The following is a 17,470-nucleotide window of genomic DNA, read 5'->3' on the forward strand; positions in this document are numbered from 1 at the left end:
ACGAAATGAAGGCGATTTTCTTAACGGACAAAGGGAGAGTTCGTCCCCATAATGAGGATTGTGGTGGAATTTTCACAAATGAATACGGCCAAATCTTAGCGATCGTGGCGGACGGAATGGGAGGACATCGAGCAGGAGATGTTGCTAGCGAGATGGCAGTTGAAAAACTGAAGGAATACTGGGAGCAATCTCCTCTCATTCGTTCACCGAGAGAAGCTGAAGAATGGCTTTCAACTCATGTAGAAAAAGTAAACCGGGATTTATTTGAGTATGCGAAAACAAATGAAGACTGTCAGGGTATGGGAACCACCATCGTGACGTTTATTTGTCACGATTCGTTTGCAACGATTAGCAATATAGGAGATAGCCGCTGTTATTTACGAAATAGCAGTGGTTTTAAGCAAATTACAGAAGATCATTCTCTTGTAAATGAGCTATTAAAGTCTGGTCAAATATCGAAAGAAGATGCTAAACAGCATCCTCGTAAAAATATTTTACTCCGAGCTCTTGGAACAGAAGAGGCAGTCCAAATGGATACAAAAACAATTGGGATAGATCCAGGTGATCACTTGCTATTATGTTCTGACGGTCTTTCCAATAAAATTTCAGAAGATGAATTACTTGAGATTTTAACTTCTTCATTCACAAACGAAGAGAAGGCAACAAAGTTAATTCAACGTGCAAATGAAAATGGTGGAGAAGATAATATAACGGTCATTTTGTATGAGCATCCCGAAGAAAAGGGTGATGACGCTTGTTAATCGGTAAGAGAATTAGTGGCCGTTATAAAATTATGGAAGTCATTGGCGGAGGCGGGATGGCCAATGTTTATTTAGCGCGAGATATGATATTAGAGCGTGACGTAGCGATTAAAATTCTTCGGTTTGATTTTGTAAATGATGAAGAATTTATTAAACGTTTTAGAAGAGAAGCACAATCCGCTACAAGCTTAGCGCATCCGAATATTGTCAGCATCTATGATGTTGGGGAAGAAGAAGATATATACTATATCGTGATGGAGTATGTAGATGGACAAACGTTAAAGCAATACATACAAAAAAATGCACCTTTGCATCCTAGAGAAGCGTTAAACATAATGGAGCAAATTGTCTCTGCTATTGCTCATGCACACGAAAATCAAATTGTGCACAGAGATATAAAACCACATAATATTTTGATTGACCATCACGGAAATGTTAAAGTAACGGACTTTGGAATCGCCATGGCATTGACTTCTACAACGATAACCCATACGAATTCCGTTTTAGGCTCTGTCCATTATTTATCACCGGAACAAGCTCGCGGTGGGTTAGCAACGAAGAAATCGGATATTTATTCTCTCGGAATCGTGTTATATGAATTGATAGCAGGACGTTTGCCTTTTGACGGTGAATCAGCGGTCTCCATTGCGTTAAAGCACCTTCAGTCAGAAGCTCCTTCTCCAAAGCGGTGGAATCCAGCGATTCCACAGAGTGTTGAGAATATCATCTTAAAAGCAATGGCGAAAGATCCACTACATCGTTATAATTCCGTTGAAGAGATGGAAGAGGATATCAAAACAGCTTTTCATTCAAGTAGAAGGAATGAAGCGCGATTTATGATTCCTGACGATGAAGAGGAAATGACGAAAGCCATTCCAATCATTCAAGATCACATGATAAGTGAATCTGGAGAAGATACGGTCGTTCATCAACCGAATACGGCTCATGTTAAAAAGACAGCGGTAAAAAATGCAGAAGGAAAGAAGAAAAAGCGCAAAAAGTTCTGGACCGGACTGATCATTACATTTATATTGCTTGCAGTAGCAGCTGTTATGGCGTTTACCCTCCTTCCTTCATTGTTATTACCAAAAGATATTGAAGTTCCTGATGTCACAAATATGAAGTATGAAGAGGCTGTTACGAAGCTAGTCTCTGAAGGGTTTGAAGTGGATGAGCCCATTATTCAGTCGAGCGAGGAAATAGAAGAGGGATACGTAATAAAAACGTCGCCTAGTGCAGGAAAAGTTGTGAAAGAGGGAGCCAAAATTACCATCTATCAAAGTAGTGGGAAGGAAAAGGTTGAATTCGATTCTTATATTGGAGAAGATATTGACAGAATTTCAGACTTACTAGAGCGAAAAGGTTTTACGTCGATATCCGTAACGGAAGAATATAGCGATGAAGATCAAGGAATCATCCTTTCACAAGATCCAAAACAAGGGGAAGAAGTAATTCCTGGAGAAACAACGATTGAATTTGTTGTGAGTAAAGGACCTAAGAAGGAACCACTTATTGATTTATCGGGATATACGAGACAGGCAGTTGTTGATTATATGAATGAACAACAATTTAAGTTAAACGTAAAAGAAGATCATTCTGAAGATGTACCTGAAGGTGAAGTAATTTCACAATCACCTAAACCTGGAACTGAGTTACTTAAAGGTGATACAGTCGATGTAACGTTCTCTCTCGGACCTGAAAAGAAGCCTGATAAAAAAGTATCGGTCGAAGTTGAAATTCCATATGAAACAACAGAAGAAAATGAGCAAAAACCTGTTGATGTGGGCATTTATGTCAGTGATGCAAAGCATTCACTAGATAAACCATATCAAAAATTTAAGATAAAGGAACCGACGACGAGAACGATTGAATTAACGATTTCAGCCGGTGAAAGTGCGTATTTTCAAGTACTAGTCGATAATAAAGTCGTCCATACTGAAACCGTCGCTTACCCTGAAGATTAATGAAAGGGAAAGGAGGTACGTTATGCCAGAGGGGAAAATTGTCAAAGCACTCAGTGGTTTTTACTATGTTCAGGATGGAGAGCAGCTCATCCAATGTCGTGGTCGAGGAGTGTTTCGAAAGCAAAAAATCACTCCTTTAGTAGGTGATGAAGTGAAATATCAAGCTGATAATGAGCGGGAAGGCTATATTCTTGAGATTTTTGAACGACAAAATGAATTAGTACGTCCACCAATCTCCAATGTGGATGTAGCACTGCTTGTATTTTCGGCCGTTCAGCCTGAATTCAGTCCATCTTTACTAGATCGATTTTTAGTGCTAGTTGAAGCAAATCAAATTAAACCGATTATTTGCATCAGCAAAATGGATTTGATTGAAGATGATCAAACAAAAACCCAAATCGAACAATTTGTGAGCGATTATCGTTCTATTGGTTATGATGTGTACTTAATTTCTACAAAAGACCAATCGACAATTGAAGCCCTTCTTCCTCAATTTGAAGATCGGGTTACGGTGATAGCTGGTCAATCTGGAGTAGGAAAGTCTTCACTATTAAATGTGTTAAAGCCTGAACTGCAATTAAAAACAAACGATATTTCCACCCATCTTGGACGAGGGAAACATACTACTAGACATGTAGAACTTCTCGATGTGGCAGGTGGACTTGTTGCTGATACCCCAGGATTTAGTTCACTTGAATTTATCGATATTGAAGCGGATGATTTGTCTTATTGTTTTATCGAAATGCGTAAAAGAAGCCCACAATGTAAATTTAGAGGCTGCACACATGTAAAAGAGCCAAAATGTGCTGTGAAAGAGGCAGTTGATTCTGGAGAAATACCAGCTTATCGTTACGAACATTATTTACATTTCTTAGATGAAATAAAAGAAAGAAAGCCGAGGTATTAATAGATGATTAAAATTGCACCTTCAATATTATCCGCTGATTTTTCACGTCTAGGTGAAGAGATAAAAGATGTCGAGCGAGGCGGCGCCGATTATATTCATGTAGATGTGATGGATGGTCATTTTGTACCAAATATTACGATTGGACCGCTAATTGTAGAAGCGATTCGACCCGTGACAAAACTTCCGTTAGATGTGCATTTAATGATAGAAAATCCTGATCGCTATATCTCGCAGTTCAGCCGTGCAGGGGCTGACATCATTTCTGTTCATGTGGAAGCATGTAGGCATTTACACCGAACAATTCAACATATTAAGGCAGAAGGAGTTAAAGCTGGTGTTGTTTTAAATCCTCATACTCCTGTGTCTATGATAGAACATGTTATTGAAGATGTCGATCTGGTCCTATTAATGACGGTTAATCCAGGATTTGGTGGACAAGCATTCATCCCAAGTGTCCTTCCAAAGATTAGAGAGGTTCATAAGCTTGTAACAGAACGAAATTTACAAGTTGAAATTGAAGTAGATGGTGGAGTTAATGTAGAGACGGCTAAGCAATGCATCGAAGCAGGTGCAAATGTACTTGTTGCAGGGTCTGCTATTTATAATCAAGCTGATCGTGCAAGTGCAATTCGAGCTATAAGAGGCAAGTAAAAAGAATCGCATGTGCGATTCTTTTCTTTTAGCCCTTTTGTATCCGATACCATTTAGAAATTACCATAATAGAATTATGTTAACAAAGGAGGATATGGCGTTGAGAGTACATATTGTGGCAGGTGGGCCGAGCGAAAACCTTCCTGATCTTTCTATATACTGTGGAGAAAAGAATGTTTGGATTGGAGTGGACAGAGGTGTTATTCATCTTATAAATTCAGGTATTATACCTACCTACGCATTCGGAGATTTTGATTCGATTACTGAAACAGAGCGACTGCAATTGCAAACGAAAATCAATCATATAGACTTCTTTCCAGCTGAAAAAGATCAAACGGATTCAGAAATTGGATTGGAATTTGCTTTACAGATGAATGAAGTAGAAGAAATCGTATTATTTGGTGGGACTGGAGGTCGTCTTGACCATTTATTTGGGAATATCCAGCTCCTTTTTAAAGCTTTGGAGAAGGGGGTTTTTGCGAAACTCATTGATAAACAAAATGAAGTTACTCTCTATTCTCCAGGTGAATATAAGATTGAAAATTCGCTTTCATACAAGTACATCTCCTTCCTCCCTTTTACAGAAGAAATTCAAAATCTCACATTAAAAGGATTTAAATATCCATTAATGAATAGGCATATTGAAAGAGGGTCGACACTATGTATAAGTAACGAACTCATTCATTCTGTTGGTACTTTTTCATTTGATGCTGGCATATTAATGATGGTAAGAAGTTCTGATGTTTAATGGGATAAACACATTTTAAGACAGGAATGTGTTAGTGTCGTTTAGGGACATTGGGTGGGAAGTCAAAAACCACTGAATCCAGCTTCATCTTATTTTTGTTTGAGGAGGGAAAATATGCGATTTTATACAATTAAACTCCCTAAATTTTTAGGTGGCATAATTCGGGCGATGCTCGGCTCTTTTAAGAAGGAATAGAAAGCACCAAACTGGTGCTTTCTATTAAAAGTCTTCATACTTTTATATTATTTTTGAAGAAAAGGGGATTAAGATACTGTTCGCAATAAGTGTTTTTAAACACTTTCCTTTCTTCCTCTAAAAACTAATAGAAGAAGGTAAAGCGTTCTTCTTTTTCTCTTCACGATTGGAAAGCTTAGACATGAAAAAAGCAGATGAAAAGATAAAAAATTCTTTTCATCTGCTTTTTTTAATGGGCGGGCAATAGGCCCAAAGCTTATGTTTCATTACACGCGTTCTACTTTACCAGACTTAAGAGCACGAGCAGAAACATAAACGCGCTTCGGTTTACCGTCAACTAAAATACGAACTTTTTGTACGTTCGCTCCCCATTTACGCTTGTTTGCGTTCATCGCGTGAGAGCGTGTGTTACCGAAGCTCGCTTTTTTACCAGTAATCACGCATTTACGTGCCATATTCAAAAACCTCCTCAATATCTACATCCATCATCAATAATCATTGTTAGATTAAAAGATACCTTAATAATTTACCATAAGGAATATTGAATTGCAATATATTTTCATACTACTTTCAAGAAAATTTACTTGACATGAATTTTATTTCATGCTCTATTATATTAGGGGAGTTGTGAGGCATTAGGTTTCTTTTAAACGTTGCCCATTTATAGTAAAATGTGTATACGGCATACGTTTGTTAAAAAGGAGGAAATCTCATGTCCATTGAATTAAAAACGAATTTCGGTCAAATTGATATTTCAAATGATGTGATTGCTCAAGTTGCTGGTGGAGCAGCAGTGGATTGCTATGGTATTGTTGGAATGGCTTCCAAAAATCAAATTAAAGACGGTCTTTCCGACATCCTTCGTCGTGAGAACTTCAGTAAAGGTGTCATTGTTCGTCAAGATGAAGAAGAAATGCATATTGATATGTACATTATTGTGAGTTATGGGACAAAAATTTCTGAAATTGCCCATAATGTACAAACGAAAGTAAAATATACCCTAAACAGCATGCTAGGGATTTCAGTTGATTCCATTAATATTTATATTCAAGGTGTTCGCGTGACGAACCCATAATCATAAGAGGAGGAAGCATTTGTGGCATTACAATTACTAGATGGGAAGCGTTTTGCTGAAATGGTTATCCAAGGAGCGAATCATCTTTCAAATAACGCTGAGGTTGTTGACGCACTAAACGTTTTCCCTGTTCCAGATGGAGATACCGGAACAAATATGAACTTATCAATCACTTCTGGAGCAAAAGAAGTACAAAAAAACGTGACAGATGAAATTGGGCAAGTTGCTGGTGCATTTGCAAAAGGATTGCTTATGGGTGCTCGTGGAAACTCCGGGGTTATTTTATCTCAATTATTCCGTGGTTTTTCCAAGGCAGTTGAAGGGACGAGTACCATTGATACGAAGCAATTTGCTGAGGCATTACAATTCGGTGTTGATACTGCTTATAAAGCCGTTATGAAACCTGTTGAAGGAACAATTTTAACGGTTGCAAAAGATGCTGCTAAAAAAGCGATAGAAGTCTCTGAACATGAGATGGAATTCGTTTCATTTATGGAAGCTGTTTTAGCAGAAGCAAAGGCGTCCCTAGATCGCACACCTGAATTACTACCTGTATTAAAAGAAGTCGGTGTTGTCGATAGTGGTGGCCAAGGTTTAGTTTTTGTGTACGAAGGCTTTCTTGCTGAATTGAAGGGAGAAAAAGTGCCTGGATCGCCAGTTAAGCTCCCTTCAATGGACGAATTAGTAAGCGCTGAACATCATAAAAGTGTACAATCCCATATGAATACAGAAGATATTGAATTCGGATATTGTACAGAATTTATGGTGAAGTTTGAAGAAGGGAAGGAGCCATTCGTAGAGGAGAAATTCCGTCAAGACTTGAGTCAATTTGGTGACTCCCTATTAGTTATTGCTGACGATGAACTTGCGAAGGTTCATATTCATGCCGAAGCGCCAGGTGATGTCCTAACATACGGTCAACGATATGGAAGTCTTATTAACATGAAAATTGAAAATATGCGTGAGCAACATAGTGCAATCGTAAATGAGAAGACAAATCAAACACTACGCGAAGAAGCGAAAAAAAGTAAAAGTAAATACGGAATTGTAGCTGTAGCAATGGGAGAAGGTATTGCTGAATTGTTCAAGTCGATGGGGGCAGTCTATGTAATAGAAGGTGGCCAAACGATGAATCCGAGCACAGAAGATATCGTTCATGCCGTGAAAGAAGTAAACGCAGAAAATGTGATTATTCTACCGAACAATTCTAATATTATTTTGGCGGCTAACCAAGCAGCTTCAGTCGTAGATGAAAATGTGGTCGTCATTCCTTCTAAGTCAGTTCCGCAAGGTATGACTGCTTTACTCGCTTTCAACCCTGATGTGGAAAGTGAACAGAACGAACAGGCAATGAATGAATCTTTAGCTCACGTTAAAACGGGACAAGTAACGTATGCGGTAAGAGATACAAACATTGATGGAATTGACCTTGAAAAAGGTGATTTCATGGGTATTTTAGATAAAAAGATTGTTACAAAAGATAAAGTGCAACTCGCTGCAGCTCAAAAGCTTGCTCAAGAGATGATTACAGAAGACGATGAGATTGTAACGATTTTACAAGGTGAAGATGCCTCTGATGAAGAAGTAGAACAATTAGTTTCATTTATTGAAGAAAAGTTCGAAGATGTGGAAGTAGAAGTGCATAAAGGGAAACAGCCATTATATTCATATATCTTTTCCGTTGAATAAAGATGTGAAAAGGACTCGCTAAGTTGGCGTGTCCTTTTTCGATTGTTACAGGAAGTTAAAGTTCAATAAAGTGTTAAAGTATTCTCTTTACAGTTTTTTTTTGGTGTCCAGCTCCAAGCGCCATCAGCTCGGGGCGCTTCGGCTAAGGACTTGCGCTTTGCGCTTTTTCTGTGAAAATAAAAATTACCTATGAGCTGAATGATCGATCATGATAGGTAGATGGTAGAAAGGAAACTCCGGGGAGAATAAATTTTCATGTCCGGGGTGTGGGAGTGAAATCATGTATGTTTCTTATTGTTAAAAAACGATGGAAGTATTAAACAGTATTTTCTATAATGAGTTGCAGACATTGTGTTGTCGTTTCACTGTATTGAGGGAGGTTCGACTTCCTTCAGGCAGAAAGCAAAGTTCTTAGGGCATAATGTTAAGACTTCATTTTAAATTGGTTTTAAAAAACATAATGAATACGAAACAGACTCATAAAAAAGGATGGGAATTTTTCTACCGTAGCAGGCTGTCTCGTTTTCTGATAAACTTAGAATGGGTAAATGTTGATGAATGTGGGGGATACTAACATGAAATACAGGAGTGTATTTGATATTATTGGTCCAATCATGATTGGACCGTCGAGTTCTCATACAGCAGGCGCTGCCAGAATTGGTCGCGTGGCTCGAAGTTTGTTTGGTAGAGAGCCAAAGTGGGCGACAATTTCATTTTACGGATCATTTGCGAAAACGTATAAAGGTCATGGTACGGATGTCGCCATTGTTGGAGGTCTATTAGACTTCGATACATTCGATGAACGAATTAAAACATCTTTAACAATAGCAAAAGAGAAAAACATTAAAATTGAATTCATTGAAGAAGATGCTGTAACAGATCATCCAAACACAGCTCGTGTAATTATAGGAGATGACAGTGGGCAATTGGAGCTAGTTGGGATTTCAATTGGTGGCGGTAAAATAGAAATTACTGAGCTGAATGGATTTGAGTTAAAGTTGTCTGGAAATCACCCAGCAGTCCTTGTTGTTCATAATGACCGGTACGGTGCTATTGCGGCAGTCTCCAATGTTTTTGCCAAATATGAATTAAACATCGGACATATGGAAGTTTCGAGAAAAGAAAAAGGTCAACTTGCGTTAATGACGATTGAAGTAGATCAAAATATTGATGACCAAGTCATTGAAGAACTTAAAACACTACCAAATATCATTCAAGTCACAAAAATTGTTGAATAGCAAAGGGGTATTTGAGGAGGATAAAGGATGTTTCGTAATGTAGCAGAGTTAGTTGAACTTGCTGAAAGTGAAGGGATAAAAATTTCCGAAGTTATGATTCGGCAAGAAATGGAGCAAACAGGGAAAACGAGAGAAGAAATCATTCAACTAATGGACCAAAACTTGAAAGTGATGGAGGATGCCGTTGAAAAAGGACTAAAAGGTGTAAAATCACACTCGGGTTTAACGGGTGGAGATGCGGTTTTACTCCAAAATTACATCCAAAAAGGAACGTTTTTGTCTGGAAGAACGGTGTTAGATGCAGTAAGTAAAGCTGTTGCTACGAATGAAGTCAATGCGGCGATGGGAACCATTTGTGCAACGCCGACAGCAGGTTCCGCAGGTGTTGTTCCTGGTACATTATTTGCGGTTAAAAATGTGTTAAATCCAACTCGAGAACAAATGGTTGAGTTTTTGTTCACTGCAGGAGCTTTCGGATTTGTTGTCGCAAACAATGCTTCAATCTCTGGTGCAGCTGGAGGTTGTCAAGCAGAAGTGGGCTCGGCGAGTGGGATGGCCGCAGCTGCTATTGTAGAAATGGCCGGAGGAACACCAAGTCAGTCAGCTGAAGCGATGGCCATTACGTTGAAGAATATGCTCGGCCTTGTTTGTGATCCAGTTGCGGGCTTAGTAGAAGTTCCGTGTGTAAAACGAAATGCAATGGGAGCTGCGAATGCAATGGTGGCTGCAGACATGGCCCTTGCTGGAATTACAAGTCGTATCCCTTGTGATGAAGTGATTGATGCGATGTTTAAAATTGGACAGACTATGCCGGTTGCTTTAAAAGAAACTGCTCAAGGAGGGTTGGCGGCAACTCCAACGGGTCGCGAATTAGAAGCGAAGATCTTTGGAATTCCGCTTGATCATGACAAGGAATAAGCTAGATCAACCAGTAACAAGCGTGAAAGGTATTGGTGAAGAAACTTCCGTCATTTTGGCTGAAATGGGAATTCAGTCAGTGCGTGATTTAATTCACTACTTTCCATTCCGGTACGAAGATTATGAAATTCGCGATTTAGCTGATGTGAAGCACGATGAAAAAGTAACGGTGGAAGGGAAGGTTCATTCTGAGCCTTCTCTTGCCTTTTATGGTCGAAAAAAATCAAGACTGACCTTTCGACTTTTAGTCGGCAATTACTTAATTACTGTCGTGGGCTTTAATCGGCAATATTTGAAGTCGAAGTTATCGATTCAACAATCCGTTACAGTTACGGGGAAATGGGACAAAAACCGGCAAACAATTTCCCTTCAGGAAATTTTCTTCGGGCCTATTGAACAGCAAAATGAAGTAGAGCCCGTGTACTCGGTGCGGGGGAAGATTACAGTTAAATCGATGCGTCGATATATTAAAAATGCTCTTAATGATTTTGGAGAATGGATCGAAGAAGACTTTCCGACCACTCTAAGACAAAAATATAAACTATTATCAAAAAAAGAAGCGTTGAAAATTATACATAATCCAAAGGATCGAAATCAATTAAAACAGGCAAGAAGAAGATTTGTCTATGAGGAATTTCTTTTATTTCAGTTAAAGATGCAAGCGCTTCGCAAGTTTAATCGTGAACAATCACGAGGTATCGTTCTACTTCCTGACAAAGAGCGTTTAAATACATTTATTGAATCACTTCCTTTCCCGCTTACAGGAGCTCAAAAACGTGTCGTTCAAGAAATTTTACACGACATGGAGTCACCATACCGTATGAATCGACTATTACAAGGAGATGTAGGGTCAGGTAAAACTGTAGTATCAGCCATTGCTATGTACGCATCCTTTCTCTCAGGGTATCAAGCAGCTTTGATGGTTCCTACAGAAATTTTAGCAGAGCAGCATGCGGACTCCTTAAGTGAACTTTTTGAAAACACTTCGGTAAATGTGGCACTTTTAACAAGTTCGGTCAAAGGAAAGAGAAGAAAAGAATTATTGACGAGACTTGAAAATGGAGAGATTGATATTGTCGTTGGTACGCACGCTCTTATTCAAGATGATGTGCAATTTCATCGTTTAGGACTAGTAATTACCGACGAACAACATCGTTTTGGAGTTGAACAACGTAGGGTGTTACGAGATAAAGGGGAGTCTCCTGATGTATTGTTTATGACAGCTACTCCGATTCCTAGGACACTTGCTATTACAGCATTTGGGGAAATGGATGTGTCAATCATTGATGAAATGCCAGCAGGCCGTAAACAAATTGAGACTTATTGGGCTAAACCATCTATGATTGAACGTGTCCTTCAATTCATTCAAAAAGAAGTGCAAAAAGGAAGGCAAGCCTATGTAATTTGCCCTCTCATTGAAGAATCCGAAAAATTAGACGTTCAAAATGCTATTGATGTTCATAGTATGCTAACTCACTACTTTAAAGGCAGCTTTAAGATTGGTTTAATGCACGGTCGTCTCACGTCAGATGAAAAAGATGAAGTGATGAGAGCTTTTAGTGTTAATGAAATTCAAGTATTAGTTTCAACGACGGTCGTTGAAGTTGGAGTGAATGTACCGAATGCAACCGTCATGGTCATTTATGACGCAGAGCGATTTGGGCTCTCTCAATTACATCAATTAAGAGGGCGAGTTGGGCGAGGTCAAGAACAGTCTTATTGTATTCTACTTGCAGATCCGAAATCTGAAACGGGTCAAGAACGGATGAAAATTATGACGGAAACAAACGATGGGTTTGTTTTATCTGAAAAAGACTTGGAATTACGTGGGCCAGGAGATTTTTTTGGGAAAAAGCAAAGTGGCGTACCAGAATTTAAAATCGCAGATATGGTCCATGATTATCGTGCGTTGGAAGTGGCTCGACAAGATGCTTATGAGCTTGTGCATTCATCCGTATTCTGGGAAAGTGAAGAATATGAAAAGCTGAGAGACGTCATTATTTCTAGTGGCATTATCAACGGTGATAAGTTGGATTAATTTGTATTAGTGGAAAATTTAATTATGACGGAATTTATATAACAAAAAGGTGCTAGAAGGATAAGTCTGGCACCTTTTTTTATTGTTACAGCAAGTTTAAGTTCAATAAAGTGTTAAAGTATTCTCTTTACGGTTTTTTTTGGTGTCTAGCTCCAAGCGCCATCAGCTCGAGTCGCTTCGGCCCTGCTGTGGCGACGGAAGCCTCCTCGTAGGTCCTGCAGCGCCCTTCGCCTAAGGGCTTGCGCTTTGCGCTTTTCTTAATAGGTCCTTGATGTGCTTTCGTCTAATTCGACATGAAATGATTTACGAAAGGCGGCGACTCTTGATGGACCAGCACAAGCAGAAGACCTCGCGAGTTAGGAGGAGATGGATGAATCTCTGCTAAAAGCGGCCACGTCCTGTGGCCAACTCAGAGGCCAACACGTCCTGTGAAAGTCCGGAAAGCGTCGTCCTTTCGTGATAAGTGAAAACGATCTTTTAGTACAAATACATTATTCTCTTTAGTAATGAATCGACTTTACTCCTGCAGTATGTATGGGAAAGTAAATGTCTTAAAAGGTATATTAAAAATGGTTGTGAAAGCGAATGATTACGCAAACATCCTTTACATGCAGTCTGTTGTTTGTCAGGAAGACTGACGAGAATAATTATAGGGAGAGTGTAGTGGAATTACGCTGGAATAGCAATACATGAAAAATTTAGTCTTGAATTCTACAATTTGAACCTATATACTACTATTAGTACCTAGTCATAATAGTAGTGCGGACGGTGTAAATGATGAGAAGAAATAAAAAAGAGCGACAGCGATTATTACAAGACACGATTCTTTCAAACCCGTTTGTAACGGATGAAGAGCTAGCAGAAAAATTTTCCGTTAGTATTCAAACGATTCGACTTGATCGTTTAGAGTTATCTATTCCTGAATTGCGTGAGCGGATAAAACATGTGGCTGAGAAGAATTTAACGGACGAAGTAAAGTCGTTACCAATAGATGAAGTAATTGGTGAAATTATTGATCTTGAGTTAGATCAATCGGCCATTTCGATCTTTGAAGTAAAAAGAGAGCATGTTTTTAGTCGAAATCAAATAGCTCGTGGACATCATCTTTTTGCACAAGCAAACTCACTAGCGGTTGCCTTAATTGATGATGAACTTGCGCTAACGAGAAAATCAACGATACAATTTACTCGACCGGTTAAACAAAGTGAACGAGTGGTGGCGAAAGCAAAAGTAACGCAAATTGATGAAGAAAGCGGACGAACGTACGTTGAAGTAAATAGTTTCGTTGGGAAAGAATTAGTGTTCTCAGGTGAATTTGAAATGTATCGTTCTAAAAAAAGTGAAAAAAGGATGGAGTAAGAAATGAAGCTTGCGATTGATGCGATGGGTGGCGATCATGCGCCGAAAGCAATTGTCGAAGGAGCTTATAAAGCACTAGAACAATTCGCTGACATCGAGATTGAATTAATCGGAAATGAAGAAATCATTGCACCATATTTAACACAATCACATAGTCGTTTACATGTCATACATACAGATGAAAAAATTGAATCGACAGACGAACCCGTTCGTGCCGTTCGTCGAAAAAAGAATGCTTCTATGGTAATCATGGCGAATCGAGTAAAAGACAATGAAGCGGATGCTTGTATTTCTGCAGGGAATACAGGAGCATTAATGACGGCAGGGTTATTTATTGTAGGGCGGATTAAAGGAATTGAACGACCAGCATTAGCCCCTACTTTCCCAACCATCGATGGAAAAGGGTTTATTATGCTAGATGTTGGCGCGAATGCTGATGCAAAGCCGCAACATTTACTTCAATATGCGATTATGGGTTCCATCTATGCCAAAAATGTTCGAGGAATCAACAAACCGCGCATTGGATTACTAAATGTTGGTACAGAAGAAAATAAAGGAAATGAATTAGCGAAGCAAGCATACACTTTGCTTAAAGATTCGGGCTTGAATTTTATCGGAAATGTTGAAGCACGTGATTTGCTAGACGGGGTATGTGACGTCGTTGTAACAGATGGCTTTACAGGGAATGTCGCTTTAAAAGCAATCGAAGGAACTGCTCTTTCTATGTTTGCGATGTTAAAAAAATCCTTAACGAGCACGTTCACTTCGAAATTAGCGGCTGGAGTCTTGAAACCACAATTCAAAGAGATCAAAAAGCAAATGGATTACTCTGAATACGGAGGAGCTTGCTTATTTGGATTAAAAGCTCCTGTCATAAAAGCCCATGGTTCGTCTGATGGTCACGCAATTTTTAATGCAATCCGTCAAGCGAGAGAAATCGTTCAAAATAATGTAACTCAAACAATACACGAAGCCATTCAAGAAAGTGGAAAGGAGAATGAAAATGAGTAAAGTTGCCTTTTTATTCCCGGGTCAAGGCTCACAAATAGTTGGAATGGGAAAAGACTTTTATGAAGAAGTTCCTGAGTCAAAACAAATTATGGACCTTGCTGATCGTAAGCTACAAATCGAGTTGACAAAGTTAATGTTCGAAGGGCCACAAGAAACGTTAACCCTTACGTACAATGCTCAGCCAGCTCTTTTAACTGCTAGTATTTCAATGCTAGAAAAGTTTAAAGAATACGGAATAAAGCCGGACTTCGTTGCGGGTCATAGCTTAGGGGAGTACACAGCTCTTGTTGCTGCGGGTGTATTATCGTTTCAAGATGCAGTATTTGCGGTTAGAAAACGCGGTGAATTAATGGAACAAGCTGTTCCGGCCGGACAAGGTGCAATGGCAGCTGTACTAGGAATGAATAGTGAAGAGCTTGAAAGCGTAACGAATGAAGTGTCGGCAAACGGTGACCTTGTTCAATTAGCAAACTTAAACTGCCCGGGACAAATCGTCATTTCGGGGACCAAACAAGGAGTCGAAAAGGCTTCCGAGTTAGCAAAAGAAAAAGGAGCAAAACGTGTCATTCCTCTTGAGGTAAGTGGACCGTTTCACTCTGATTTAATGAAACCGGCTGCTGAAGAACTTGGACAAGTATTAGACCAATTATCAATTACTGATGCTCATACTCCGATCATAGCAAATGTTACTGCAGCACCAATTCAAAAGGCAGAAGAGATTAAACAAAAGCTAGTTGAACAACTTTATTCTCCTGTTCGCTTTGAAGAGTCGGTACAAAGAATGCTGGATGAAGGAGTAACAACTTTCATTGAAATTGGCCCTGGTAAAGTGCTATCAGGTTTAGTAAAGAAAGTGAATCGTCGAGTGAAAACATACAATGTAAATGATTTAACATCTTTACAAGATGTAATTGAAAAGTTAAAGGAGGAGTAATTATGATGCTGGCAGGGAAAGTGGCATTGGTTACTGGTGCATCTCGTGGTATTGGGAGAGCGATTGCGCTTGATTTAGCACGAAATGGTGCACATGTTGTCGTTAACTATGCTGGAAATGTAGAAAAAGCAAACGAAGTCGTAAATGAAATAAAAGAGCTAGGTCAAGAGTCATTTGCGATTAAGGCAGATGTTTCTAACCAAGAAGAAGTAACAAACATGATTAAGGAAGTGTTAAATCGCTTTAATCAATTGGATATACTAGTGAATAATGCTGGGGTTACAAAAGATAACCTCATTATGCGAATGAAGGAATCCGAATGGGATGATGTAATTAACATCAATCTAAAAGGCGTGTTTAACTGCACGAAAGCCGTAACTCGCCAAATGATGAAACAACGACAAGGCCGTATCATTAACGTCGCTTCTATTGTCGGAGTTAGTGGAAATGCTGGACAAGCGAACTATGTTGCTGCTAAAGCGGGAGTTATCGGATTGACAAAAACTACTGCAAAAGAGCTAGCTAGTCGAAATATTACAGTGAACGCCATTGCGCCAGGATTTATTACAACGGACATGACTGATAAGTTGGAAGAAAATGTGAAAGAAGAAATGTTACGTCAGATTCCGTTAGCACGTTTCGGTGAGCCAGAAGACATCGCTCATGTAGTAACCTTTTTAGCCTCTGAAAAGAGTGGATATATGACAGGGCAAACGCTTCATATTGATGGCGGAATGGTGATGTAATCCCCCTTTCACTAAGCCGATAATAGAAATGAATTTTTTATAGATTTTTCTAGTCTTTTCGGTATAAATCCACTATAATACTTGAGGGGAGGTGAAGTACAATGGCAGAAGTTTTAGATCGCGTAACAAAGATCATCGTTGACCGCCTTGGTGTTGACGAGTCAGAAGTAAAATTAGAGTCTTCATTCAAAGATGATCTTGGTGCTGATTCCCTAGATGTAGTTGAGCTTGTTATGGAGCTTGAGGACGAGTTCGACATGGAGATTTCTGATGAAGATGCTGAAAAAATCGTAACAGTTGGTGACGCTGTTAACTACATAAAAGGCCAAATGTAATACGGTTTTTTACTTTAAAGTCCCGTTTTTTAACGGGGCTTTCCCTGTTATATAGATTAAATTGTAAGGAATTATTCATACTAAGTGTGATGGTACATAGTAATGGAGGTTCAGTATGCCAAACCGAGCAAATCCAAAGAATAAACGATTATTTATGAAGAAAGTGCAAGAGTTTCGAGATTTTCAACAAAAAATTGGCATCACGTTTTCGAACGAGAAGCTCCTTTATCAGGCTTTTACACATTCATCTTATGTGAATGAGCATCGTAAAAAACCTTATGAAGACAATGAGCGGTTAGAATTTTTAGGAGATGCTGTTCTTGAATTAACAATCTCGCAATATTTATACGAAATGTATCCGACAATGAGTGAAGGAGATTTAACAAAACTTCGTGCAGCGATTGTTTGTGAGCCTTCCCTCGTTTCATTTGCCAATGAACTGTCGTTTGGACAGTTAGTCTTACTCGGTAAGGGAGAAGAGCTTACAGGAGGGCGACAGCGTCCAGCACTGTTAGCTGATGTATTTGAAGCATTTATTGGTGCCCTCTATTTAGATCAAGGTCTTCAAGTTGTTGTTCAATTTTTGGAGAAGATCGTATTTCCTAAAATTAATGAAGGTGCTTTTTCTCATGTGATGGATTTTAAGAGTAAGCTACAAGAACTAATTCAACGAGATGGAAAAGGGATTTTAGAGTATAGAATTTTAGAAGAAAAAGGACCGGCACATAATCGAGAATTTGTGGCAACCGTTTCATTAAATGGTGAAACGCTAGGCACTGGAACTGGAAGGTCGAAAAAAGAGGCAGAACAGCATGCAGCCGAACAAGCATTACAAAAATTAAAACCTCAGGCGAAATGATACGGCCATTTCCGGAAAACCGGGAATGGCTCATTTCATGTA

General features: G+C 39.1%; 18 protein-coding genes. 17 read left to right on the top strand and 1 reads right to left on the bottom strand.

The genetic code is table 11. The features are described 5' to 3' along the window. Window positions 1-5: 5 nt before the first annotated feature. From ML543_RS08305 to spoVM, 6 genes are all read left to right on the top strand, one after another. A complete protein-coding gene (locus ML543_RS08305; RefSeq protein WP_243387007.1) occupies window positions 6-761 on the top strand; it encodes a Stp1/IreP family PP2C-type Ser/Thr phosphatase in 756 nt (251 codons plus the stop codon). Beyond that, window positions 755-2,725, top strand: coding sequence for a Stk1 family PASTA domain-containing Ser/Thr kinase (gene pknB / locus ML543_RS08310; RefSeq protein ID WP_243386806.1), 1,971 nt, complete (start codon window positions 755-757; stop codon window positions 2,723-2,725). Before ML543_RS08305 ends, pknB begins: the two co-directional genes overlap by 7 nt. Before the next feature lie 22 nt (window positions 2,726-2,747). Continuing rightward, entirely contained in the window at window positions 2,748-3,632 is an 885-nt protein-coding gene (gene rsgA, locus ML543_RS08315) for a ribosome small subunit-dependent GTPase A (protein ID WP_243386807.1), read from the top strand. Between the two features lie 3 nt (window positions 3,633-3,635). Then, window positions 3,636-4,283 (top strand): ribulose-phosphate 3-epimerase, encoded by a 648-nt coding sequence (gene rpe / locus ML543_RS08320; protein ID WP_243386808.1) that lies wholly within the window; start codon window positions 3,636-3,638, stop codon window positions 4,281-4,283. Window positions 4,284-4,377: 94 nt separating this feature from the next. Continuing rightward, window positions 4,378-5,031, top strand: coding sequence for a thiamine diphosphokinase (locus tag ML543_RS08325; protein ID WP_419095357.1), 654 nt, complete (start codon window positions 4,378-4,380; stop codon window positions 5,029-5,031). Window positions 5,032-5,145: 114 nt separating this feature from the next. Beyond that, a complete protein-coding gene (gene spoVM / locus ML543_RS08330) occupies window positions 5,146-5,226 on the top strand; it encodes a stage V sporulation protein SpoVM (protein ID WP_044895554.1) in 81 nt (26 codons plus the stop codon). A 266-nt stretch (window positions 5,227-5,492) separates the two neighbouring features. Here the strand turns inward: spoVM and rpmB are convergent, their stop codons facing one another. After that, window positions 5,493-5,681, bottom strand: coding sequence for a 50S ribosomal protein L28 (gene rpmB / locus ML543_RS08335; protein ID WP_243386810.1), 189 nt, complete (start codon window positions 5,679-5,681; stop codon window positions 5,493-5,495). Between the two features lie 257 nt (window positions 5,682-5,938). Here rpmB and ML543_RS08340 point away from each other — a divergent pair, with 257 nt between their 5' ends. From ML543_RS08340 to rnc, 11 genes are all read left to right on the top strand, one after another. Then, window positions 5,939-6,301, top strand: a complete 363-nt coding sequence (locus ML543_RS08340) for an Asp23/Gls24 family envelope stress response protein (RefSeq protein WP_243386811.1) — start codon at window positions 5,939-5,941, stop codon at window positions 6,299-6,301. Between the two features lie 21 nt (window positions 6,302-6,322). Then, a complete protein-coding gene (locus tag ML543_RS08345) occupies window positions 6,323-7,990 on the top strand; it encodes a DAK2 domain-containing protein (protein WP_243386812.1) in 1,668 nt (555 codons plus the stop codon). 575 nt (window positions 7,991-8,565) lie between these two features. Next, window positions 8,566-9,228: an L-serine ammonia-lyase, iron-sulfur-dependent subunit beta gene (gene sdaAB / locus ML543_RS08350; RefSeq protein WP_243386813.1), complete on the top strand. Its 663-nt coding sequence runs from the start codon at window positions 8,566-8,568 to the stop codon at window positions 9,226-9,228. 27 nt (window positions 9,229-9,255) lie between these two features. Continuing rightward, a complete protein-coding gene (gene sdaAA, locus ML543_RS08355) occupies window positions 9,256-10,146 on the top strand; it encodes an L-serine ammonia-lyase, iron-sulfur-dependent, subunit alpha (RefSeq protein ID WP_243386814.1) in 891 nt (296 codons plus the stop codon). Further along, window positions 10,133-12,184 (top strand): ATP-dependent DNA helicase RecG, encoded by a 2,052-nt coding sequence (recG, locus tag ML543_RS08360; protein ID WP_243386815.1) that lies wholly within the window; start codon window positions 10,133-10,135, stop codon window positions 12,182-12,184. The genes sdaAA and recG overlap by 14 nt, the downstream gene beginning before the upstream one ends. 777 nt (window positions 12,185-12,961) lie before the next feature. Then, complete coding sequence (fapR, locus tag ML543_RS08365) at window positions 12,962-13,543, top strand: transcription factor FapR (protein ID WP_243387008.1); 582 nt, start codon at window positions 12,962-12,964, stop codon at window positions 13,541-13,543. A 3-nt stretch (window positions 13,544-13,546) separates the two neighbouring features. Next, window positions 13,547-14,554 carry a phosphate acyltransferase PlsX gene (gene plsX / locus ML543_RS08370; protein WP_243386816.1) on the top strand — a complete coding sequence of 336 codons (1,008 nt, stop codon included), beginning with the start codon at window positions 13,547-13,549 and terminating at the stop codon, window positions 14,552-14,554. Continuing rightward, a complete protein-coding gene (gene fabD, locus ML543_RS08375) occupies window positions 14,547-15,488 on the top strand; it encodes an ACP S-malonyltransferase (protein WP_243386817.1) in 942 nt (313 codons plus the stop codon). Before plsX ends, fabD begins: the two co-directional genes overlap by 8 nt. 5 nt (window positions 15,489-15,493) lie before the next feature. Continuing rightward, on the top strand, window positions 15,494-16,234 hold the full coding sequence (gene fabG / locus ML543_RS08380; RefSeq protein ID WP_243387009.1) for a 3-oxoacyl-[acyl-carrier-protein] reductase: 741 nt from the start codon (window positions 15,494-15,496) through the stop codon (window positions 16,232-16,234). Between the two features lie 101 nt (window positions 16,235-16,335). Further along, window positions 16,336-16,569 (top strand): acyl carrier protein, encoded by a 234-nt coding sequence (acpP, locus tag ML543_RS08385; RefSeq protein WP_243386818.1) that lies wholly within the window; start codon window positions 16,336-16,338, stop codon window positions 16,567-16,569. Window positions 16,570-16,684: 115 nt separating this feature from the next. Further along, window positions 16,685-17,428, top strand: a complete 744-nt coding sequence (gene rnc / locus ML543_RS08390) for a ribonuclease III (protein WP_243386819.1) — start codon at window positions 16,685-16,687, stop codon at window positions 17,426-17,428. The last annotated feature ends 42 nt before the right edge of the window (window positions 17,429-17,470 follow it).

Origin of the sequence: Bacillus kexueae, assembly GCF_022809095.1 — a bacterium.
Taxonomy (GTDB): Bacteria; Bacillota; Bacilli; order Bacillales; family Aeribacillaceae; genus Bacillus_BZ; species Bacillus_BZ kexueae.